Here is a 22,384-nt window from a genome sequence, read left to right as displayed (position 1 = left end):
TTATGTTTCTTAGCGTCATTACTGTCGCTTTTCGTAATTACGAAGGGGTGGTAAAAACCTGGCGCTCGCTGCGCAACCTGGCGCGCGATCCAAGCCTCACCTTTGAGTGGATTGTGGTCGACGGCGGCTCGAACGATGGCACGGCGGATATTCTGGAAAAACTCAACGGTGAGTTCAACTTACGCTACATCAGCGAGAAAGATAAAGGCATCTACGATGCGATGAATAAAGGCATCAACATGGCACAAGGCCGTTATGCCATCTTCCTGAATTCGGGCGATATTTTCCATGATGATGTGGCGCTGTTTGCCCGTCAACTGGCGCGCCAGAAAGAGGATGCCATGTATATTGGCGATGCACTGCTCGATTTTGGCGACGGACATAAAGTGTGCCGCAGCGCGAAGCCTGGCTGGTATATCTATCACAGCTTACCGGCCAGCCATCAGGCCATTTTCTTCCCGGTAAAAGGTCTGAAAAAACAGCCTTACGATTTGCAGTATAAAGTGTCTTCCGATTATGCACTGGCTGCCAGCCTGTACAAATCAGGTTACCCGTTCCGTCGAATTAAAGGGCTGGTATCTGAATTCTCAATGGGCGGCGTGTCAACGTCTAATAATCTGGAATTGTGCCAGGATGCCAAAAACGTACAGCGTAAAATATTACGCGTGCCGGCATTCTGGGCGGAATTGTCTTATTTATTACGCGTGCGCACCACGGGTAAAACGAAAGCCTTATATAACAAAGCCTGAATATAAGGAAACGTAATGCAGGATCTGAAAGGTTTCTCGGTACCGAAAGGTTTTCGGGGCGCGGGCGGTATTAAAGTGCAGCTGTGGTGGGCCGTTCAGGCCACCTTATTTGCCTGGTCACCGCAAATACTGTACCGCTGGCGAGCATTTTTATTGCGCCTGTTTGGCGCAAAAATAGGAAAAAACGTAGTCATCAGACCTTCGGTAAAAATTACCTATCCGTGGAAATTAACGCTTGGGGATTACGCCTGGGTAGGGGATGACGCGGTGTTATATACCCTGGGCGAAATTACGATTGGCGCAAATTCGGTGGTTTCGCAGAAATGTTATTTGTGCACCGGCAGCCACGATTTTATGAGTCAGCATTTTGATATTACCGCTTCGCCTATTGTGATTGGCGAAAAATGCTGGCTGGCAACGGATGTTTTTGTTGCACCGGGTGTTTCTGTTGGCGATGGCACGGTAGTCGGTGCCCGCAGCAGCGTTTTTAAATCGCTACCGGCAAATAAAGTTTGCCGTGGCAACCCCGCAGTGGTGATACGCGAACGCGTTGAAACTGATAAAATTCATAAGTAGAGGAATATAAACATGTCTAAAGTCGCTCTCATCACCGGCGTTACCGGGCAGGATGGTTCTTACCTGGCAGAGTTCCTGCTGGAAAAAGGTTATGAAGTGCACGGTATTAAACGTCGTGCGTCTTCTTTCAACACCGAACGTGTGGATCATATCTATCAGGATCCTCACGCGGCGAACCCGAAATTCCACCTGCACTACGGCGACCTGACCGATACCTCCAACCTGACCCGTATCCTGCAGGAAGTGCAGCCGGATGAAGTGTACAACCTGGGCGCGATGAGCCACGTAGCGGTCTCCTTCGAGTCCCCGGAATACACCGCTGACGTTGATGCCATGGGTACGCTGCGTCTGCTGGAAGCGATCCGCTTCCTCGGCCTTGAGAAGAAAACTCGCTTCTACCAGGCATCCACCTCTGAGCTGTACGGTCTGGTGCAGGAAATCCCACAGAAAGAGACCACGCCGTTCTACCCACGCTCTCCGTATGCGGTAGCAAAACTGTACGCCTACTGGATCACCGTGAACTACCGTGAATCCTACGGCATGTACGCCTGTAACGGCATCCTGTTCAACCACGAATCTCCACGTCGTGGCGAAACCTTCGTGACCCGCAAAATCACCCGCGCTATCGCTAACATCGCGCAGGGTCTGGAGTCTTGCCTGCACCTCGGCAACATGGATTCCCTGCGTGACTGGGGCCATGCCAAAGACTACGTGAAAATGCAGTGGATGATGCTGCAGCAGGAACAGCCAGAAGACTTCGTGATTGCAACCGGCGTGCAGTACTCCGTACGTCAGTTCGTTGAAATGGCCGCGGCACAGCTGGGCATCAAACTGCGCTTTGAAGGTACCGGCGTGGAAGAGAAAGGTATCGTTGTGTCCGTGACCGGCCACGATGCACCGGGCGTGAAGCCAGGCGACGTGATTGTGCAGGTTGACCCGCGCTACTTCCGTCCTGCTGAAGTAGAAACCCTGCTGGGTGACCCAACCAAAGCGCACGAGAAGCTGGGCTGGAAACCAGAAATCACTCTGCAGGAGATGGTTTCCGAGATGGTTGCCAAAGATCTTGAAGCAGCGAAAAAACACTCCCTGCTCAAGTCTCATGGCTACGAGGTTGCTATCGCGCTGGAGTCCTGAGAATGACAAAACAACGTATTTTTGTCGCCGGTCATCGCGGAATGGTGGGTTCCGCGATTGTGCGCCAGCTCGAGCAGCGCGGTGACGTAGAAGTGATTGTCCGCACCCGCGACGAGCTGAACCTGCTCGACAGCCGTGCGGTACAGGACTTCTTTGCTAACGAACGCATTGACCAGGTGTATCTGGCGGCGGCGAAAGTGGGCGGCATTGTTGCCAACAACACTTACCCGGCGGATTTCATCTACGAGAACATGATGATCGAGAGCAACATCATTCACGCGGCGCATTTGCACAACGTGAACAAGCTGCTGTTCCTCGGCTCGTCCTGTATCTACCCGAAAATGGCGAAGCAGCCGATCGCCGAAAGCGAGCTGCTGCAGGGCACGCTTGAAGCAACCAACGAACCGTACGCGATTGCCAAGATTGCCGGGATCAAGCTGTGCGAGTCCTACAACCGTCAGTACAACCGCGACTATCGTTCGGTGATGCCGACCAACCTGTACGGACCGCACGACAATTTCCACCCGAGCAACTCGCACGTGATCCCGGCGCTGCTGCGCCGCTTCCACGAGGCGACCGCCGAGAACGCACCGGACGTGGTGGTGTGGGGCAGCGGTACGCCGATGCGTGAATTCCTGCACGTGGACGACATGGCTGCCGCCAGCATTCACGTGATGGAGCTGGATCGCGAAGTGTGGCAGGAGAACACCGAGCCGATGCTGTCGCATATCAACGTCGGTACCGGCGTGGACTGCACCATTCGCGAGCTGGCGCAAACCATCGCGCAGGTGGTGGGTTACAAAGGTCGCGTGGTGTTTGACGCCACCAAACCGGACGGTACGCCGCGCAAGCTGCTGGACGTGACCCGTCTGCATCAGCTGGGCTGGTATCACGAGGTGTCACTGGAGCAGGGACTGGCCAGTACCTACCAGTGGTTCCTGGAAAACCAGCACCGCTTCCGGGGGTAACGATGTTTTTAAGTCAGGAAGATTTTGCCACGGTAGTGCGTTCCACTCCGCTCATCTCAATTGATTTGATCGTGGAGAACGAACGCGGCGAGTTCTTGCTGGGGAAACGAACCAACCGTCCTGCACAGGGCTTCTGGTTCGTGCCCGGCGGGCGCGTGCAGAAGGATGAGACGTTGAGCGATGCGTTTGAGCGTCTCACTCTGGCGGAACTGGGCCTGCAGCTGCCGATGGCGGCGGGCCAGTTTTACGGGGTCTGGCAGCACTTCTATGACGATAACTTTTCAGGCACCGGGTTCACCACGCACTACATCGTGCTGGGATTCCGCCTGAAGGTGAGTGAGGCAGACCTGCGTCTGCCTGATTCTCAGCATGACGACTACCGCTGGCAGACGCCAGAGGCGCTGCTGGCCAGCGACAATGTGCACGGCAACAGCCGTGCCTATTTCCTGGCCGATCGTCAGTCCGGAGTGCCGGGCTTATGAAAATTTTAGTGTACGGAATCAACTACTCGCCGGAGCTAACCGGCATCGGGAAGTACACCGGCGAGATGGTCGAGTGGATGGCGAGCCAGGGACATGACGTGCGGGTCATTACCGCGCCGCCGTACTACCCGGAATGGAAAGTCGGGGAGCGCTACTCAAGCTGGCGCTACCGTCGCGAAGAGGGTGCAGCGACCGTCTGGCGCTGCCCGCTGTATGTGCCTAAGCAGCCCTCGACGCTGAAACGGTTGATTCATCTCGGCAGCTTTGCCCTGAGCAGTTTCTTCCCGCTGATGGCACAGCGTCGCTGGAAGCCGGATCGCATCATCGGCGTGGTGCCAACGCTGTTTTGCACGCCGGGCATGCGCCTGCTGGGCAAACTCTCCGGCGCGCGCACCCTGCTGCACATTCAGGATTATGAAGTTGACGCCATGCTGGGCCTGGGGATGGCAGGCAAAAGCAAAGGCGGCAAGGTGGCTAAGCTCGCCAGCGCGTTTGAGCGCAGTGGTTTACACAACGTGGATTACGTCTCAACGATTTCGCGCTCGATGATGAACAAGGCGCAGGAGAAGGGCGTCCCGGCGGAGAAGGTGATCTTCTTCCCGAACTGGTCCGAAGTGGCGCGTTTTCGCGACGTGACTGAGCAAGACGCTCAGGCGCTGCGCGCGCAGCTTGGTTTGCCTGAAGATCAAAAAATCATTCTTTACTCAGGCAACATCGGCGAAAAACAGGGGCTGGAGAGTGTGATTGAAGCGGCCCAACTGCTGAACCAACATCCGTGGACGTTTGTGATTGTCGGGCAGGGTGGTGGAAAAGCGCGGCTGGAAAAAATGGTCGGCGAACGCGGCCTGACCAACGTGAAATTTTTCCCGCTTCAGTCTTACGAGGCACTGCCTGCGCTGCTGAAGATGGGCGACTGCCATCTGGTGGTGCAAAAACGCGGTGCCGCGGATGCGGTGCTGCCGTCCAAGCTGACCAACATTCTGGCAGTGGGCGGCAACGCGGTGATTACGGCAGAAGCCGAAACAGAATTAGGCCAGCTGTGTGACAGCTATCCGGGCATTGCCGTGTGCGTGGAGCCGGAATCGGTTCCGGCGCTGGTCACCGGAATTGAGCAGGCACTTGCCATGCCAAAAGTGAACACGGTGGCACGTGAATATGCCGAACGCACGCTCGAGAAAGAGAACGTGCTGAGCCAATTTATTGCAGATATACGGGGATAAATCATGAGTCAAACCACTTTGTATCCGGTTGTGATGGCTGGTGGCTCTGGTAGCCGGTTGTGGCCGCTGTCCCGCGTGCTCTATCCAAAACAGTTCCTCTGTCTGAAAGGGGATCTCACCATGCTGCAGACGACGGTAAACCGTCTGCACGGCGTGGAGTGTGAAAGCCCGGTGGTGATTTGTAACGAACAGCACCGCTTTATTGTTGCCGAGCAGCTGCGCCAGCTGAACAAACTTACTGAAAACATCATTCTGGAGCCTGCCGGTCGTAACACCGCGCCTGCGATCGCCCTGGCGGCGCTGGCGGCAAAACGCAGCAGCCCGGACTGTGACCCGCTGATGCTGGTTCTGGCGGCAGACCATGTTATCCAGCAGGAAGACGCATTCCGCGACGCGGTGCGTGCGGCTATTCCTTACGCCGAAAGCGGCAAGCTGGTGACCTTCGGCATCGTGCCGGATCTGCCGGAAACCGGCTACGGCTACATCCGTCGCGGCAGCGTGGCGCCGGGTGAAGGCGACAGCGTGGCGTTTGACGTGGCGCAGTTTGTCGAAAAACCGAATCTGGAAACCGCGCAGGCCTACGTTGCCAGCGGTGAGTATTACTGGAACAGCGGGATGTTCCTGTTCCGCGCCGGACGCTATCTGGAAGAACTGCGCAAATACCGCCCGGATATTCTGAACGCCTGCGAGAAAGCGATGGCGGTGGTGGACCCGGATCTCGACTTCATCCGCGTGGATGAAGAGGCGTTCCTCGCCTGCCCGGAAGAGTCCATTGACTACGCGGTGATGGAGCGCACGGCAGATGCCGTTGTGGTGCCGATGGATGCGGGCTGGAGCGATGTGGGCTCCTGGTCCTCCCTGTGGGAGATCAGCGCCCATACCCCGGAGGGTAACGTCCATCATGGCGATGTCATTAGCCACAAAACGGAAAACAGCTACGTCTACGCCGAGTCCGGCCTGGTCACCACGGTCGGGGTGAAAGATCTGGTGGTTGTCCAGACCAAAGACGCCGTGCTGATTGCCGACCGTAACGCCGTGCAGGACGTTAAAAAAGTGGTGGAGAAAATTAAGGCGGATGGTCGCCACGAGCACCATATCCACCGCGAAGTGTACCGTCCGTGGGGGAAATATGACTCCATTGATTCCGGTGACCGCTATCAGGTGAAACGCATCACCGTGAAGCCGGGCGAGGGGCTGTCGGTGCAGATGCACCATCATCGCGCCGAGCACTGGGTGGTGGTGGCGGGTACCGCCAAAGTCACTATCGACGGTGAAGTCAAACTGCTGGGTGAAAACGAGTCCATTTATATTCCGCTGGGGGCGACGCACTGTCTGGAGAACCCGGGGAAAATTCCTCTCGACTTAATTGAGGTGCGTTCCGGCTCGTATCTTGAAGAGGACGATATCGTGCGCTTCCAGGACCGCTACGGGCGGGTGTAGCACTCTGCATTATGCCCGGTGGCGCTGCGCTTACCGGGCCTACGAATGACAAAAAATTAATTTGGCCATTTAGTGGTCAGGGCCGACTGTTGCCTGAAAAAGGGGTCATCATGGAAAAATTAACCTGTTTTAAAGCCTACGATATTCGCGGCAAGCTGGGCGAAGAGCTGAATGAAGACATTGCGTGGCGCATTGGCCGCGCATACGGCGAATATTTAAAACCGCAGACCATCGTGCTGGGCGGCGACGTGCGCCTGACCAGTGAATCCCTGAAGCTGGCCCTGGCGAAAGGGCTGCAGGACGCGGGCGTTGACGTGCTGGACATCGGTCTTTCCGGCACCGAAGAGATTTACTTTGCCACCTTCCACCTGGGCGTGGACGGCGGTATCGAAGTAACGGCCAGCCACAACCCGATGGACTACAACGGCATGAAGCTGGTGCGCAAGGGCGCACGCCCTATCAGCGGCGACACCGGCCTGCGCGACGTGCAGCGTCTGGCGGAAGCCAATGACTTCCCGCCGGTGAACGAGGCGAAGCGCGGCAGCTACAAAAAAATCAACCTGCAAAAAGAGTACATCGACCACCTGCTGGGCTACATCAACGTGGCGAACCTCAAGCCGCTGAAGCTGGTGATCAACTCCGGTAACGGCGCAGCTGGCCCGGTGGTGGATGCGCTGGAAGCGCGCTTTAAGGCACTGAACGTGCCGGTGACCTTCGTCAAAGTGCATAACACCCCGGACGGCAACTTCCCGAACGGTATTCCTAACCCGCTGCTGCCGGAGTGCCGTGACGACACCCGCAACGCGGTGATTGAGCACGGTGCGGACATGGGTATCGCCTTTGACGGTGACTTCGACCGCTGCTTCCTGTTCGACGAGAAAGGGCAGTTCATCGAGGGTTACTACATTGTCGGCCTGCTGGCGGAAGCGTTCCTCGAGAAAAACCCGGGCGCGAAAATCATTCATGACCCGCGCCTGTCATGGAATACCGTCGACGTGGTGTCCGCGGCAGGCGGCACGCCGGTGATGTCCAAAACCGGCCACGCCTTCATCAAAGAGCGCATGCGCGAAGAAGACGCCATCTACGGCGGCGAGATGAGCGCCCACCACTACTTCCGTGATTTTGCCTACTGCGACAGCGGGATGATCCCGTGGCTGCTGGTCGCCGAGCTGCTGTGCCTGAAGGGGCAGACGCTGGGCGAGCTGGTGCGTGACCGCATGGCGGCGTTCCCGGCGAGCGGGGAGATCAACAGCAAGCTGGCGGAGCCGGCCGAGGCCATTGCCCGCGTGGAGCAGCACTTTGCGATTCACGCGCTGGAAATTGACCGTACGGACGGCATCAGCATGGCGTTCCCGCAGTGGCGCTTTAACCTGCGCTCGTCCAACACCGAGCCGGTGGTGCGCCTGAACGTGGAGTCCCGTGCTGACACCGCGCTGATGGAAGCCCGAACGAAGGACATTCTGGCGCTGTTGAATCAGTAATAATTGCCCCTCCCGGTGGGAGGGGGAACCGAATACAGGAACAACGATGACGAATCTAAAAAAACGCGAACGAGCGAGAACGAATGCATCGTTAATCTCTATGGTGCAGCGTTTTTCTGATATCACCATCATGGTCGGTGGATTGTGGGCGGTGTGTCGGATCAGCGGGCTGCCGTTCTTATATATGCATCTGCTGATGGCCCTGATTGCGCTGGTCGTGTTTCAAATGATCGGCGGAATGACCGATTTCTACCGCTCGTGGCGCGGCGTCAAAATGACTACCGAACTGATGCTGCTGCTGCAGAACTGGACCCTTAGCCTGATCTTCAGCGCAGGCCTGGTGGCGTTCAGCCATGATTTTGACAATCGCCTCGTCACCTATCTCTGCTGGTATCTGTTAACCAGTGTCGGCATGGTGGTGTGCCGTTCCCTGATCCGCTTTGGTGCGGGCTGGCTGCGTAACCGGGGTTATAACCGTCGCTTCGTTGCCGTGGCGGGCGATCTGCCGGTCGGGAAGGTACTGCTCGACAGCTTCCGCAAAGAGCCGTGGTTAGGTTTTGAAGTGGTGGGGATTTATCACGACGCGAAGCCGGGTGGCGTGCCTGCGGACTGGGCGGGTAATTACGACCAGCTTATTGAAGACGCGAAAGCCGGCAAAATTCACAACGTCTACATTGCCATGCAGATGAGAGACGAATCCCGCATTAAGCAACTGATGCGCGAGCTGGCGGACACCACCTGCTCCGTGATCCTGATCCCGGACGTGTTTACCTTCAACATCCTTCACTCCCGTATTGAAGAGGTGAACGGCGTGCCGGTGGTACCGCTATACGACACGCCGCTGTCGGGCATTAACCGCGTGCTGAAGCGCGTGGAAGATATCGTGCTCTCTTCACTGATCCTGCTGCTGATTTCGCCTGTTCTGTGCTGCATTGCCCTGGCGGTGAAGCTGAGCTCTCCCGGCCCGGTTATCTTCCGCCAGACCCGCTACGGTATGGACGGTAAGCCGATTATGGTGTGGAAATTCCGCTCCATGAAGGTGATGGAAAACGACAAGGTGGTGACCCAGGCAACGCAGAACGATCCGCGCGTCACCCGCGTGGGGAACTTCCTGCGCCGCACCTCGCTGGATGAACTGCCGCAGTTTATCAACGTCTTTACCGGTGGCATGTCGATTGTTGGCCCGCGTCCGCACGCGGTGGCGCACAACGAGCAGTATCGCTCGCTGATTGAGGGCTACATGCTGCGCCATAAGGTGAAGCCGGGCATCACCGGTTGGGCGCAGATCAACGGCTGGCGCGGCGAAACCGACACGCTGGAAAAAATGGAAAAACGTATCGAATTCGATCTGGAGTACATCCGTGAATGGAGTATCTGGTTCGATATCAAGATTGTTTTTCTGACCATCTTCAAAGGTTTCGTGAACAAAGCGGCGTACTAAGATGAGCTTACGTGAAAAAACCATCAGCGGGGCGAAGTGGTCAGCGATGGCGACCATCGTCATCATTGGCCTCGGTCTGGTGCAGATGACCGTGCTGGCGCGCATTATTGATAATCACCAGTTCGGCCTGCTGACCGTCTCGCTGGTGATTATCGCGCTGGCCGATACGCTGTCTGATTTTGGTATCGCCAACTCGATTATCCAGCGCAAAGAGATTAGCCATCTGGAGCTGACCACGCTCTACTGGCTGAACGTGGGGCTGGGGATTTTCGTGTTTGTGCTGGTGTTTCTGCTGAGCGATACCATCGCCAGCGTGCTGCACAACCCGGATCTCGCTCCGCTGATGCGCACGCTGTCGTTTGCTTTCGTGGTGATCCCGCACGGACAGCAGTTCCGCGCGCTGATGCAGAAAGAGCTGGAGTTCAACAAGATCGGCATGATCGAGACCAGCGCCGTTCTGGCGGGCTTTACCTTCACCGTGGTGAGCGCCCATTTCTGGCCGCTGGCGATGACCGCTATTCTGGGATACCTGGTTAACTCTGCCGTCCGTACGCTGCTGTTCGGCTACTTTGGCCGCAAGATCTACCGTCCGGGGCTGCATTTCTCGCTGGCGTCCGTCTCGTCCAACCTGCGCTTTGGCGCGTGGCTGACGGCGGACAGCATCATCAACTATGTGAATACCAACCTGTCGACGCTGGTGCTGGCGCGTATTCTTGGCGCGAGCGTGGCGGGGGGCTACAACCTGGCCTACAACGTCGCGGTGGTGCCGCCGATGAAGCTGAACCCGATTATCACCCGCGTCCTGTTCCCGGCGTTTGCCAAGATTCAGGACGACACCGAGAAGCTGCGCGTCAACTTCTACAAGCTGCTTTCCGTGGTGGGGATTATTAACTTCCCGGTGCTGCTGGGGCTGATGGTGGTGTCCAGCAATTTCGTGCCGCTGGTGTTTGGTGAAAAGTGGAACGGCATCATTCCGATCCTGCAGCTGCTGTGCGTGGTAGGGCTGCTGCGCTCCGTGGGGAACCCGATTGGGTCCCTGTTGATGGCTAAAGCGCGCGTGGACATCAGCTTTAAATTCAACGTGTTCAAAACCTTCCTGTTTATTCCGGCAATTATCGTCGGCGGACACATGGCGGGCGCCATTGGCGTCACGCTGGGCTTCCTGCTGGTGCAGATCGTCAATACCGTTCTGAGCTACTTCATCATGATTAAACCGGTGCTGGGCTCCAGCTACCGTCAGTACATCCTGAGCCTGTGGCTGCCGTTCTATCTCTCATTGCCGACCCTGGCGGTGAGCTACGGTCTGGGCGCGATCCTCAGCGGCCATCTGCCGCTGGCCGCGCTGCTGGCGGTGCAGGTTGCCGCGGGGGCGCTGGCCTTCGTCGTGATGATCGTACTTTCTCGCAATGCGCTGGTCGTTGAGATGAAGCGCCAGTTTTGCCGTAACGAAAAAATGAAAACGCTGCTTCGCGCAGGCTAGTTATTTAAGAGGCCATTATGAAATTATTAATTCTTGGCAACCACACCTGCGGCAACCGTGGCGACAGCGCCATCCTGCGCGGTTTACTGGATGCAATTAACACCCTTAAGCCTGAGACCGAAGTGGACGTGATGAGCCGTTATCCGGTCAGCTCATCCTGGTTACTGAACCGCCCGGTGATGGGCGACCCGCTCTACAGCCAGATGAAACAGCATAACAACGCCGCGGGCGTGATGGGCCGCGTGAAGAAAGTGCTGCGTCGTCGCTATCAGCACCAGGTGCTGCTTTCCCGTGTGACCGATACCGGCAAGCTGCGCAACATCGCTATCGCGCAGGGCTTTACCGACTTTGTTCGCCTGCTGTCCGGCTATGACGCCATTATCCAGGTCGGCGGTTCGTTCTTCGTCGATCTCTACGGCGTGCCGCAGTTTGAGCATGCGTTGTGCACGTTCATGGCGAAAAAGCCGCTGTTTATGATCGGCCACAGCGTCGGGCCATTCCAGGATCCGCAGTTTAACCAGTTGGCGAACTATGTGTTTGGCCACTGCGATGCGCTGATCCTGCGAGAGTCGGTCAGCCTCGACATGATGAAGCGCAGCGAAATTGACACCTCAAAAGTTGAGCACGGCGTGGACACCGCCTGGCTGGTGGATCACCAGGACGACAGCTTCCAGGCGAGCTACGCGGTGCAGCACTGGCTCGACGTGGCGGCGAAACAGAAAACCGTCGCAATAACCCTGCGTGAGCTGGCGCCTTTTGATAAACGTTTAGGCACGACGCAGGCGGCGTATGAGAAAGCCTTCGCCGATGTGGTGAACCGCGTGCTGGACAGCGGGTACCAGGTGCTGGCGCTCTCAACCTGCACCGGTATCGACAGTTACAACAAAGACGACCGTATGGTGGCGCTGAACCTGCGCAATCTGGTGAACGACCCGTCCCGCTATCACGTGGTGATGGATGAACTGAACGACCTGGAGATGGGCAAGCTGCTCTCCGCCTGCGACCTGACGGTGGGCACCCGTCTGCACTCCGCCATTATCTCCATGAACTTCGGCACGCCGGCCATTGCCATTAACTATGAGCACAAGTCCGCCGGGATTATGCAGCAGCTCGGTATGCCGGAAATGGCGGTGGATATTCGTCATCTGCTGGACGGATCGCTCGGTGCGATGGTGGGGGACACGCTCGGCCAACTGCCTGCTATCAATGAACGTCTGGCGGTGGCGGTGAAAGCCGAGCGCGAGAAGGGCATTGGGATGGTGAAATCGGTACTCGATCGCGTACGGGAGGGGAAATGAAGGTTGGTTTCTTCTTACTGAAATTTCCACTGTCGTCCGAAACGTTTGTTCTGAACCAAATCACCGCGTTTATCGATATGGGATATGACGTGGAGATTATCGCCCTGCAAAAGGGCGATACCCAAAACACCCATGCGGCGTATACCCAGTATGGGCTGGAGGCGAAAACCCGCTGGCTGCAGGATGAGCCGTCCGGGAAGCTGAGCAAGCTGCGCCACCGGGCCAGCCAGACATTACGCGGGATCCACCGCGCGTCGACGTGGCGGGCGCTGAATGTTTCCCGCTATGGGGCGGAGTCACGCAATCTGATCCTGTCGGCCATCTGCGGGCAAACGGCGCAGCCGTATCGTGCCGACGTGTTTATCGCTCACTTTGGCCCGGCGGGCGTCACCGCCGCGAAGCTGCGCGAACTGGGGGTGATTGACGGTAAAATTGCTACCATCTTCCACGGTATCGACATCTCCAGCCGTGAAGTGCTGAACCACTACACGCCGGAATACCAGCAGCTTTTCCGACGCGGCGACATGATGCTGCCTATCAGCGACCTGTGGGCCGGACGGCTGAAAAACATGGGCTGTCCGGGAGAGAAAATTGCCGTTTCGCGAATGGGCGTGGATTTAACGCGCTTCACGCGTCGTCCTGTAAAGGTGCCGGGAACACCGCTGCAGATCATCTCCGTCGCGCGTCTGACCGAGAAGAAAGGGCTGCATGTGGCGATTGAAGCCTGCCGCCAGCTGAAAGCGCGCGGGGTGGATTTCCACTACCGCATTCTCGGCATTGGGCCGTGGGAGCGTCGTCTGCGCACGCTTATCGAACAGTATCAGCTGGAAGATGTCGTAGAGATGCCCGGCTTCAAGCCGAGCCACGAGGTCAAGGCCATGCTCGACGAGGCAGATGTGTTCCTGCTGCCCTCAGTGACGGGCGCCGATGGCGATATGGAAGGCATTCCGGTGGCGCTGATGGAGGCGATGGCCGTAGGTATTCCTGTGGTATCGACCCTGCACAGCGGGATCCCGGAGCTGATTAAGTCGGACCATTCCGGCTGGCTGGTGCCGGAGAATAACGCGATAGCCCTTGCGGACCGATTAGCTGCCTTCAGCGACATCGACCAGCAGACGCTGGAGCCCGTGCTTCATAATGCACGGCAAAAAGTTGAAACCGATTTTAACCAGCAGGTGATTAATCGCCAGTTAGCGAGCCTGCTGCAAACGTTGTAACGCCGAGGATGTATGCTGAATAAGATTACCCGACGCACCTTTGTCTCTTCTCTGTCCGTTCTGGCGGCCACGCCGCTGCTGTCGTCACGCATTGCGCGAGCGGCTGCTGGAAAAACGGTCTCTGTTAATCAGTACAATAACAACGACTGGATCGCCGCCTTTAAGCAGGCGTTTACTGATGGCGACACGGTTGTGGTCCCTGCCGGGCTCACCTGCGAAAACATCAACACGGGTATTTTCATTCCCGACGGTAAAACGCTGCTGATCCGCGGGGCGCTAACCGGTAACGGGCGCGGCCGCTTTGTGCTGCAGGAAGGCAGCAAAGTGATAGGTGAAGGTGCGGGCCGCACGGAGAACATTACGCTCGACGTTCGCGGCTCTGACTGCGTGATCAAAGGGCTGGCCATGAGCGGGTTTGGCCCGGTGACGCAGATCTACATCGGCGGCAAGAAACCCAGCGTGATGCGCAATTTGCTGATTGATAACATCAGCGTGAGCCAGGCCAACTACGCCATCCTGCGTCAGGGTTTCCATAACCAGGTGGACGGAGCGCGCATCACCAACAGCAAATTTAGTCACCTGCAGGGCGATGCGATCGAATGGAACGTCGCCATCAACGATCGCAATATCCTGATCTCCGATCATGTCATCGACAACATCAACTGCACCAACGGCAAGATCAACTGGGGCATCGGCATTGGCCTCGCCGGCAGCACCTACGATAATGACTATCCGGAGAAGCAAACCGTCAAGAACTTCGTGGTGGCCAACATTACCGGCAGCAACTGTCGCCAGCTGGTGCATGTTGAAAACGGCAAACATTTTGTTATCCGCAATATTAAGGCCAAAAATATTACTCCCGACTTCAGTAAAAAGGCGGGAATAGACAACGCCACGGTGGCCATTTATGGGTGTGATAATTTCATTATTGATAATGTCGATATGGTGAACAGTGCCGGAATGCTAATTGGCTATGGGGTGATAAAAGGCGATTATTTGTCCATCCCGCAGAACTTCAAGCTCAATAATATTCACCTCGATAACCGCCAGCTTGCCTATAAATTGCGCGGAATACAGATTTCATCCGGTAACGCGACCTCGTTTGTGGCGATAACCAACGTGGATATGCAGCGTGCTACGCTTGAATTACACAACAAGCCGCAACATCTTTTTTTACGCAACATCAATGTGATGCAGGAAGCCGCTGTAGGGCCCGCCCTGAAGATCAACTTCGACCTGCGCAAGGATGTGCGGGGTAAATTTATGGCGAAAGACGAGACGTTGCTGTCGCTGGCGAACATTAAAGCCGTTAATGAGAAGGGGCAGAGCTCGGTGGATATTGACCGGGTCGACCAGCAGGTGGTGAATGTGGAAAGGCTGAACTTTGCGCTTCCGCACAGATAATAGACAATCGTCAGTTTTGAGACTATTCCTGGCATAAAAACGTGATCGAATCAGAGTACAACTACAGAAATTGGTGATGCGAAGGCGTAACATTGCCTCTGGATTACGGCAAATCATGCTGGCGAAAACAGGTTTAAGAGCTATAATTCGTCAACCATTTTAAGGTGGAAGAAATAATGATTAATTTGAAAGCAGTCATTCCGGTAGCAGGCCTGGGCATGCATATGCTGCCAGCCACAAAAGCCATTCCTAAAGAGATGCTGCCGATCGTCGACAAGCCAATGATTCAATACATTGTTGACGAGATTGTTGCTGCAGGGATCAAAGAAATCGTACTGGTTACGCACTCCTCTAAGAATGCGGTAGAAAACCACTTCGACACCTCTTACGAACTCGAAGCGTTGCTGGAGCAGCGCGTCAAACGCCAGCTGCTGGCGGAAGTACAGTCTATTTGTCCGCCTGGCGTGACTATCATGAACGTGCGTCAGGCGCAGCCGCTGGGTCTGGGTCACTCAATTCTGTGTGCCCGTCCGGTTGTGGGTGACAATCCGTTTATCGTTGTTCTTCCGGACATTATTATCGATACCGCTTCTGCCGATCCGCTGCGTTACAACCTGGCGGCAATGGTGGCACGATTCAATGAAACGGGTCGTAGCCAGGTGCTGGCAAAACGTATGAAGGGCGACCTCTCCGAGTACTCCGTTATTCAGACTAAAGAGCCGCTGGAGACGGAAGGGCAGGTGAGCCGCATCGTTGAGTTCATCGAAAAACCGGATCAGCCACAGACGCTGGACTCAGACCTGATGGCGGTTGGTCGCTATGTTCTGAACGCCGACATCTGGGCGGAACTGGAAAAAACCGAGCCAGGCGCCTGGGACCGTATTCAGTTGACCGACGCGATTGCCGAACTGGCGAAAAAACAGTCTGTTGACGCGATGCTGATGACCGGCGACAGCTATGACTGCGGTAAGAAAATGGGCTATATGCAGGCGTTCGTGAACTATGGGCTGCGCAACCTGAAGGAAGGGGCGAAGTTCAGAAACCGGATTGAGAAATTGCTGGCTAACGACTGATATTTCAGCCTCGATCTGAACAAACGGCAGTCATTATTTTGGTGTGTTGATCTATAACCAAAATGATGGCTGCCGTTTTTTGTTATTAATGTAATGATTACATAGGGTTATCTGATTTAAATCTCGACCGCTTTGTAGCGATTTGTGCTTGTTTCTGAGGTCGTTTAGGACGACAATTAACGCCAGTTTTTTGTCTGTATCCAGACAAGAAAAATCATTTAATCAAACATCGCTCAGTGCACTGGTAGCTGTTAAGCCAGGGGCGGTAGCGTGCTCAATTTCTGAAACTGGTTATAAACTCTCAGTTTTCAGAGCGCCAGTATCCAGACATATACACTAGACGGAACAGATAACGTGAAAATTCTTGTGACGGGCGGGGCCGGCTTTATCGGCTCAGCGGTTGTACGACATATTATTAAAAATACCCAGGACGACGTCGTCAACGTGGACAAGCTGACCTATGCCGGCAACCTTGAGTCGCTTAGTGAAGTCAGCGACAGCGACCGCTATGTTTTTGAGCATGCGGACATTTGTAACAAAGATGCCATGGATCGTATTTTCGCAAAGCATAAGCCTGACGCGGTGATGCACCTGGCCGCTGAAAGTCACGTCGATCGCTCTATTACTGGCCCGGCAGCGTTTATCGAAACGAATATCGTCGGCACTTATGTGCTTCTGGAAGCCGCTCGTGCGTACTGGTCAACGTTGGATGAGAAGGCGAAGAAAGCCTTCCGTTTCCATCACATCTCTACCGACGAAGTGTATGGTGATTTACCGCATCCGGATGAGCATCCGGGATCAACTGAGCTGCCACTCTTCACTGAAACTACATCGTATGCACCAAGCAGCCCGTATTCAGCGTCGAAAGCATCCAGCGATCATCTCGTTCGTGCCTGGTTGCGTACCTACGGTTTCCCGACAATTGTCACCAACTGTTCAAATAACTACGGCCCGTACCACTTCCCGGAAAAACTGATCCCGCTGGTCATCCTGAATGCGCTGGACGGTAAAGCACTGCCTATTTACGGGAAGGGTGACCAGATTCGTGACTGGCTGTATGTAGAAGATCATGCCCGTGCACTCTACACCGTTGTCACTCAAGGGAAACCTGGGGAAACGTATAACATTGGCGGACATAACGAGAAGCAGAACCTGGACGTGGTCCATACGATTTGCGATCTGCTTGATGAGATAGTGCCTAAAGAGGGGTCATATCGCGATCAGATTACGTATGTGGCTGACCGTCCGGGGCATGACCGTCGCTATGCGATTGATGCGCATAAAATTGGCGTTGAACTGGGCTGGAAGCCTGAGGAGACGTTCGAAAGCGGAATTCGTAAGACGGTGGAATGGTATCTGAGCAATACCAAGTGGGTAGAAAACGTTAAAAGCGGATCTTATAAAACCTGGATTGAACAGAATTATGGAGAACGTAAATAATGAATATTCTGTTGTTCGGGAAAAATGGTCAGGTAGGCTGGGAGCTACAACGGGCACTCGCGCCCCTGGGAAATATTATAGCCCTTGATGTGCATTCTACCGATTTCTGTGGCGACTTTAGTAATCCTGAAGGTGTTGCTGAAACCGTACGAAAAATACGTCCAGATGTGGTTGTGAACGCTGCTGCACACACTGCTGTGGATAAAGCTGAATCCGAAGTGGACTTTGCACAATTGCTTAACTCCACAAGCGTAGAGGCTATTGCCAAAGCTGCTGCTGAAATAGGCGCGTGGGTTGTGCATTACTCAACTGATTACGTTTTTCCGGGTACCGGTGATGCGCCTTGGCTTGAAGAAGATGCCACTGCACCATTAAATGTTTATGGCAAAACGAAACTGGCCGGTGAAAGGGCATTACAAGAGCATTGTCCAAAGCACCTTATTTTTCGTACCAGTTGGGTTTATGCTGGCAAAGGCAATAACTTTGCAAAAACCATGTTACGTTTGGCTAAAGAGAAAACTGAACTTTCCGTCATTAACGATCAGTTTGGTGCACCTACCGGTGCAGAATTATTGGCGGATTGTACCGCTCATGCTATTCGGATTGCACAGAAAAATCAGGAAGTTGCTGGCCTTTATCACCTCGTAGCGAGTGGTGTCACTACATGGTATGATTATGCTGCACTGGTATTTTCCGAAGCCAGAAAAGTTGATGTTGCACTTGCAATCAAGCAGTTAAATAAAGTACCAACCAGCGCTTACCCAACCCCTGCATGCCGACCAAATAACTCTCGTCTTAATAATGAAAAATTCCAGCGTACCTTTGGGCTTGTTCTTCCCAATTGGGAGAAAGGAGTTAAACGTATGCTGAATGAATTGTTTGCTGCGACAGCAATCTGAATATAATGTTAGTGCCCGTCACTGGGTACTTTTGCGTATAAAGAGATAATGAAATGAAAACCCGTAAAGGCATTATTTTAGCTGGTGGTTCTGGTACCCGTTTATATCCAGTGACCATGGCTGTCAGCAAGCAATTGTTGCCCATATATGACAAACCAATGATCTATTACCCGCTCTCAACGCTAATGTTAGCGGGTATTCGTGATATTTTGATCATTAGCACTCCGCAGGATACACCTCGTTTTGAGCAATTACTGGGTGATGGCAGCCAATGGGGTTTAAATCTACATTATAAGGTTCAGCCTTCGCCGGATGGTTTAGCCCAGGCATTTATCATCGGTGAAGACTTTATCGGAAATGATGACTGCGCGTTGGTACTCGGCGATAATATTTTTTACGGACATGATCTGCCTAAATTAATGGAAACGGCGGTCAATCGAGAAAGTGGTGCGACCGTATTCGCATACCACGTTAACGATCCTGAACGTTATGGTGTCGTTGAATTTGATAAGAATGGAACTGCCATCAGCCTTGAAGAAAAACCGCTAGAACCGAAAAGTAATTATGCGGTCACCGGATTATATTTCTATGATAACGATGTTGTCGAATTGGCTAAAAACCTGAAGCCTTCCTCGCGTGGCGAGCTTGAGATTACTGATATCAATCGAATTTATATGGAGCAAGGACGTTTGTCTGTAGCAATGATGGGGCGCGGTTATGCCTGGTTGGACACGGGGACGCATCAGAGTTTGATTGAAGCCAGTAACTTCATTGCCACTATTGAGGAGCGTCAAGGCCTTAAAGTTTCTTGTCCAGAAGAAATTGCTTACCGCAAAGGATTTATAAATGCTGAGCAAGTTAAAAAATTAGCTGTTCCGCTATCAAAGAATGCTTATGGGCAATATTTGTACAAAATGATTAAAGGCTACTAGTAATGAATGTTATCAAAACAAATATTCCTGACGTATTATTGATTGAGCCAAAAGTGTTTAGTGATGACAGAGGCTTCTTTTATGAAAGCTACAATCATACGAAACTTGAGGCCTGTGTCGGTCGTACCCTTACGTTTGTTCAGGATAATCATTCCAGATCAAAACGAGGAGTATTGCGTGGATTACATTATCAGACTGGGCCTCATGAGCAGGGAAAATTGGTCCGTTGCATTGTAGGTGAAGTTTTTGATGTTGCAGTAGATATCCGGCCGGATTCAGAAACTTATGGTAAGTGGGTTGGAGTTATACTATCTGCAGAAAACAAACGACAGTTATGGATTCCTGAAGGTTTCGCACACGGTTTTGCCGTATTAAGCGATAATGCAGAGTTTTTATATAAGACTACTGACTATTATGCACCCACAGCAGAAAGAAGTATTGCGTGGAACGATCCCACGTTAAATATCGAGTGGCCTTTAGACGAAAATGAAATAATACTTTCTGTCAAAGATATGAAAGCTGGCAGTTTTGCAGATTTAAAATAAAGGAAAAAAAATGATTCCATTCAATAAACCCTATTTACATGGGGATGAATTAGTTTATATTGCACAAGCTGCAAAAGACGGAAAGATTTCAGGGGACGGAAAATTTACTAAGAAATGTCACGAGTTCTTTGAAAAAAAATACAATTTTAAAAAAGTATTACTTACTACTTCTTGTACTGACGCACTTGAAATGGCAGCAATATTGCTGGACATTAAACCAGGAGATGAAGTAATTGCACCTTCGTATACATTTGTATCGACTGTTAACGCTTTCTCATTAAGAGGAGCAAAAGTTGTATTTGCTGATAGCTATACTAACAATCCAAATGTTGATCCAGACTCAATACGTGCTTTAATTACACCACAAACAAAAGCGATAGTAGTAGTTCATTATGCTGGAATTGCATGTGATATGGATGAATTATTGGCTATATCTAAGCAATATAATATTCCTATTGTCGAAGATGCTGCTCAGGCGATTGATTCATATTATAAGGAACGCCCACTGGGAAGTATTGGAGCATTTGGAACGTTTTCGTTTCATGAAACAAAAAATATAATTTCTGGTGAAGGCGGCATGCTTGTTATTAATGATGACAAATATGTCAAACGAGCCGAAATAATTCGTGAAAAGGGGACTAACAGATCTTCATTTTTCAGAGGTGAGGTTAATAAATATGGCTGGGTTGATATTGGTTCTTCATTTCTCCCTTCTGATATCAACGCTGCTTATTTATATGCACAACTCGAAAATATGGATGATATTCAGAACAAACGTAAAGAGCTTTGGCAACGTTATCAAGAAAAATTAACACCACTTGCGCAGTTAGGACTTATCAATCTACCTGTGGTTCCTGAGTATGCCACTAACAATGCTCATATGTTTTATATCATATGCAGCAATATCAACGTTCGTACTGATTTAATTAAACATTTGAAGGATAATGGTATACATGCTGTTTTCCATTATTTATCATTAAATAAAAGTGATTTTTATTTATCTACTAACGAAGATGTAAACTTAAAAAATAGCGATTTGTTCACTGACAACTTGCTGCGCCTTCCCTTATTTTATGAATTAACTTTAGAACAAGTTGATTATATATGCTCCAATATAACTGATTTCTTCCGATAGAAAGAAAAGACGAGTTGATACTTTGTGAGTTGGTATGTTCAAAAAAATATCTATACTATATGCATCTCAATTATATCGAGCTGCATTTCCGTTATTGTTAGTACCTTTGATTATAGGATTATTAGGCACGGAGCGATATGGAATAGTTTCATTCTTTACTATGCTTATAACACTTATGGGGTTGTTAGATGCAGGTATCAGTGGAACATTTGTGAAATTAATAGCGACAAATAAGTATCAACTCGTAAGTTTCGCTAAAGTAATTAGTTTGTTTTTGAGAGTCTTTTGTGGCTTTGTTTTTATTGCTTGCATAGTTGCATTTATTTTTAACTATTTCTCACTATTTATAGTAAATGATTGGTTGAAAACAACTTTATCTAACAACGAAACACTACTTTGCATAAAATTGATAGGTATAATTTTAGCACTATTATATTTGCGATCTTATTTACAAAGTTTCATAAATGGAATGGAAAGGCAAGATCTCATAGCCCTATGGGGAATGGTCTATACAACTTGTTTTTATGGTGGCGGTTATATTGTTCTTGCCTATTACTCGAATTCATTAGCTGCTTTCTTTAAAGTATTGCTAGCTTTATCTGTTTTAGACGTCATCGTTACGGCTTATTGTGTTTACTACGTTATGCGCAAACATAATAAGCAACTGGAAGAAAAAGACAATAATAATAGCCTATATGAAGACGATGATCTTTCATTTGGAAAAGTAATAAAGTTTTCTCTACAACTTTCAGGCTTATCAATGATATGGGTTATAGCAAGTCAAGTTGATAAGATAGCTTTATCAACATATACAACATTAACAAATTACACACAATACCAAATCGGTGGCCAGCTTAGTGCGGTAATCTTGACTCTGGTTATCCCCTTGTCACAAATTTTATTGCCACGATTGAGTGCGTTAATAAAAGAAAAAAACGAAAAGCAATTCATATCATTGTTCAGCTATAGTTCTATCGCATATGTTCTTCTCCTTGCACCATTAGTTCCGTATATGAATGTGTTTGGTAATGAACTGATTGCCTTGTGGCTTAAAAACGATGAGTTAGGCATTACCGTAAATCTTTATGCTAAATGGCTCGTGTCAGCTACTTTTTTTGCCGGTATAATGAATTTTATATTCATTCTGTTATACTCTATTGGAAAATTAAAATATCATTTTTATGCATATGCTAGTTATTCAGCATTAACAATTCCATTGACAATAATTATTGCTAAGTATTTTGGTCCACATTGGTCTAGTATTTTCTATCTAATTCATACCGTTCTATTTCTTCTTATATGGGGTGGTTATTGTCTTCACAAAGAAATGGGCTCTTTTGTGATAACATTGACCCTTCTAACATTCTTTATATTATTATTGTCAACGCTTATTTTTGAGAGTATAAAGCGTTTCTCTTTATTTTCTGATTATAAATATGCTTACATATTTGGGTCTCCGCTAATAAATTT

At 51.6% G+C, this 22,384-nt stretch carries 20 protein-coding genes; all 20 read left to right on the top strand.

From position 1 onward, the window contains the following. Positions 1 to 2 precede the first annotated feature (2 nt). On the top strand, positions 3 to 749 hold the full coding sequence (gene wcaE, locus P349_RS11855; RefSeq protein ID WP_032646478.1) for a colanic acid biosynthesis glycosyltransferase WcaE: 747 nt from the start codon (positions 3 to 5) through the stop codon (positions 747 to 749). 15 nt (positions 750 to 764) lie between these two features. Continuing rightward, positions 765 to 1,325, top strand: coding sequence for a colanic acid biosynthesis acetyltransferase WcaF (wcaF, locus tag P349_RS11860; RefSeq protein WP_032646476.1), 561 nt, complete (start codon positions 765 to 767; stop codon positions 1,323 to 1,325). Positions 1,326 to 1,337: 12 nt separating this feature from the next. Continuing rightward, on the top strand, positions 1,338 to 2,459 hold the full coding sequence (gene gmd, locus P349_RS11865; RefSeq protein ID WP_014884502.1) for a GDP-mannose 4,6-dehydratase: 1,122 nt from the start codon (positions 1,338 to 1,340) through the stop codon (positions 2,457 to 2,459). A gap of 2 nt (positions 2,460 to 2,461) precedes the next feature. Continuing rightward, entirely contained in the window at positions 2,462 to 3,427 is a 966-nt protein-coding gene (gene fcl / locus P349_RS11870; protein WP_024908102.1) for a GDP-L-fucose synthase, read from the top strand. Positions 3,428 to 3,429: 2 nt separating this feature from the next. Then, entirely contained in the window at positions 3,430 to 3,909 is a 480-nt protein-coding gene (locus tag P349_RS11875; RefSeq protein WP_032646475.1) for a GDP-mannose mannosyl hydrolase, read from the top strand. Beyond that, complete coding sequence (wcaI, locus tag P349_RS11880) at positions 3,906 to 5,129, top strand: colanic acid biosynthesis fucosyltransferase WcaI (protein ID WP_024908100.1); 1,224 nt, start codon at positions 3,906 to 3,908, stop codon at positions 5,127 to 5,129. The genes P349_RS11875 and wcaI overlap by 4 nt, the downstream gene beginning before the upstream one ends. A 3-nt stretch (positions 5,130 to 5,132) precedes the next feature. Further along, a complete protein-coding gene (gene cpsB, locus P349_RS11885) occupies positions 5,133 to 6,569 on the top strand; it encodes a mannose-1-phosphate guanyltransferase (protein WP_024908099.1) in 1,437 nt (478 codons plus the stop codon). Positions 6,570 to 6,679: 110 nt separating this feature from the next. Next, entirely contained in the window at positions 6,680 to 8,050 is a 1,371-nt protein-coding gene (cpsG, locus tag P349_RS11890) for a colanic acid biosynthesis phosphomannomutase CpsG (RefSeq protein WP_032646474.1), read from the top strand. 46 nt (positions 8,051 to 8,096) lie between these two features. Continuing rightward, positions 8,097 to 9,491, top strand: a complete 1,395-nt coding sequence (gene wcaJ / locus P349_RS11895; RefSeq protein ID WP_032646472.1) for an undecaprenyl-phosphate glucose phosphotransferase — start codon at positions 8,097 to 8,099, stop codon at positions 9,489 to 9,491. Position 9,492: 1 nt separating this feature from the next. Next, on the top strand, positions 9,493 to 10,971 hold the full coding sequence (wzxC, locus tag P349_RS11900; protein ID WP_032646471.1) for a colanic acid undecaprenyl disphosphate flippase WzxC: 1,479 nt from the start codon (positions 9,493 to 9,495) through the stop codon (positions 10,969 to 10,971). Between the two features lie 17 nt (positions 10,972 to 10,988). After that, positions 10,989 to 12,269, top strand: a complete 1,281-nt coding sequence (wcaK, locus tag P349_RS11905; protein ID WP_024908095.1) for a colanic acid biosynthesis pyruvyl transferase WcaK — start codon at positions 10,989 to 10,991, stop codon at positions 12,267 to 12,269. Further along, positions 12,266 to 13,486, top strand: a complete 1,221-nt coding sequence (gene wcaL, locus P349_RS11910; protein WP_032646470.1) for a colanic acid biosynthesis glycosyltransferase WcaL — start codon at positions 12,266 to 12,268, stop codon at positions 13,484 to 13,486. Before wcaK ends, wcaL begins: the two co-directional genes overlap by 4 nt. A gap of 12 nt (positions 13,487 to 13,498) precedes the next feature. Next, positions 13,499 to 14,890, top strand: a complete 1,392-nt coding sequence (gene wcaM, locus P349_RS11915) for a colanic acid biosynthesis protein WcaM (RefSeq protein ID WP_032646469.1) — start codon at positions 13,499 to 13,501, stop codon at positions 14,888 to 14,890. Positions 14,891 to 15,066: 176 nt separating this feature from the next. After that, positions 15,067 to 15,963 carry a GalU regulator GalF gene (gene galF / locus P349_RS11920; protein ID WP_032646468.1) on the top strand — a complete coding sequence of 299 codons (897 nt, stop codon included), beginning with the start codon at positions 15,067 to 15,069 and terminating at the stop codon, positions 15,961 to 15,963. Between the two features lie 354 nt (positions 15,964 to 16,317). Further along, positions 16,318 to 17,403 carry a dTDP-glucose 4,6-dehydratase gene (rfbB, locus tag P349_RS11925; protein ID WP_032646467.1) on the top strand — a complete coding sequence of 362 codons (1,086 nt, stop codon included), beginning with the start codon at positions 16,318 to 16,320 and terminating at the stop codon, positions 17,401 to 17,403. Next, positions 17,403 to 18,302, top strand: a complete 900-nt coding sequence (gene rfbD / locus P349_RS11930) for a dTDP-4-dehydrorhamnose reductase (RefSeq protein ID WP_032646466.1) — start codon at positions 17,403 to 17,405, stop codon at positions 18,300 to 18,302. The genes rfbB and rfbD overlap by 1 nt, the downstream gene beginning before the upstream one ends. Positions 18,303 to 18,355: 53 nt before the next feature. Next, on the top strand, positions 18,356 to 19,234 hold the full coding sequence (rfbA, locus tag P349_RS11935; RefSeq protein WP_032646465.1) for a glucose-1-phosphate thymidylyltransferase RfbA: 879 nt from the start codon (positions 18,356 to 18,358) through the stop codon (positions 19,232 to 19,234). Positions 19,235 to 19,236: 2 nt separating this feature from the next. Continuing rightward, positions 19,237 to 19,779 (top strand): dTDP-4-dehydrorhamnose 3,5-epimerase, encoded by a 543-nt coding sequence (gene rfbC, locus P349_RS11940; RefSeq protein ID WP_032646464.1) that lies wholly within the window; start codon positions 19,237 to 19,239, stop codon positions 19,777 to 19,779. Positions 19,780 to 19,789: 10 nt separating this feature from the next. Then, complete coding sequence (gene rffA / locus P349_RS11945; protein ID WP_032646463.1) at positions 19,790 to 20,914, top strand: dTDP-4-amino-4,6-dideoxygalactose transaminase; 1,125 nt, start codon at positions 19,790 to 19,792, stop codon at positions 20,912 to 20,914. Between the two features lie 34 nt (positions 20,915 to 20,948). Beyond that, on the top strand, positions 20,949 to 22,384 hold a 1,436-nt coding region (locus P349_RS0124410; protein ID WP_152540107.1), incomplete at its 3' end, for a lipopolysaccharide biosynthesis protein.

The sequence above is a fragment of the Enterobacter sp. DC4 genome, from assembly GCF_000568095.1.
Lineage (GTDB): Bacteria > Pseudomonadota > Gammaproteobacteria > Enterobacterales > Enterobacteriaceae > Enterobacter > Enterobacter pseudoroggenkampii.
This window is presented reverse-complemented; position numbering and strand designations above follow the sequence as displayed.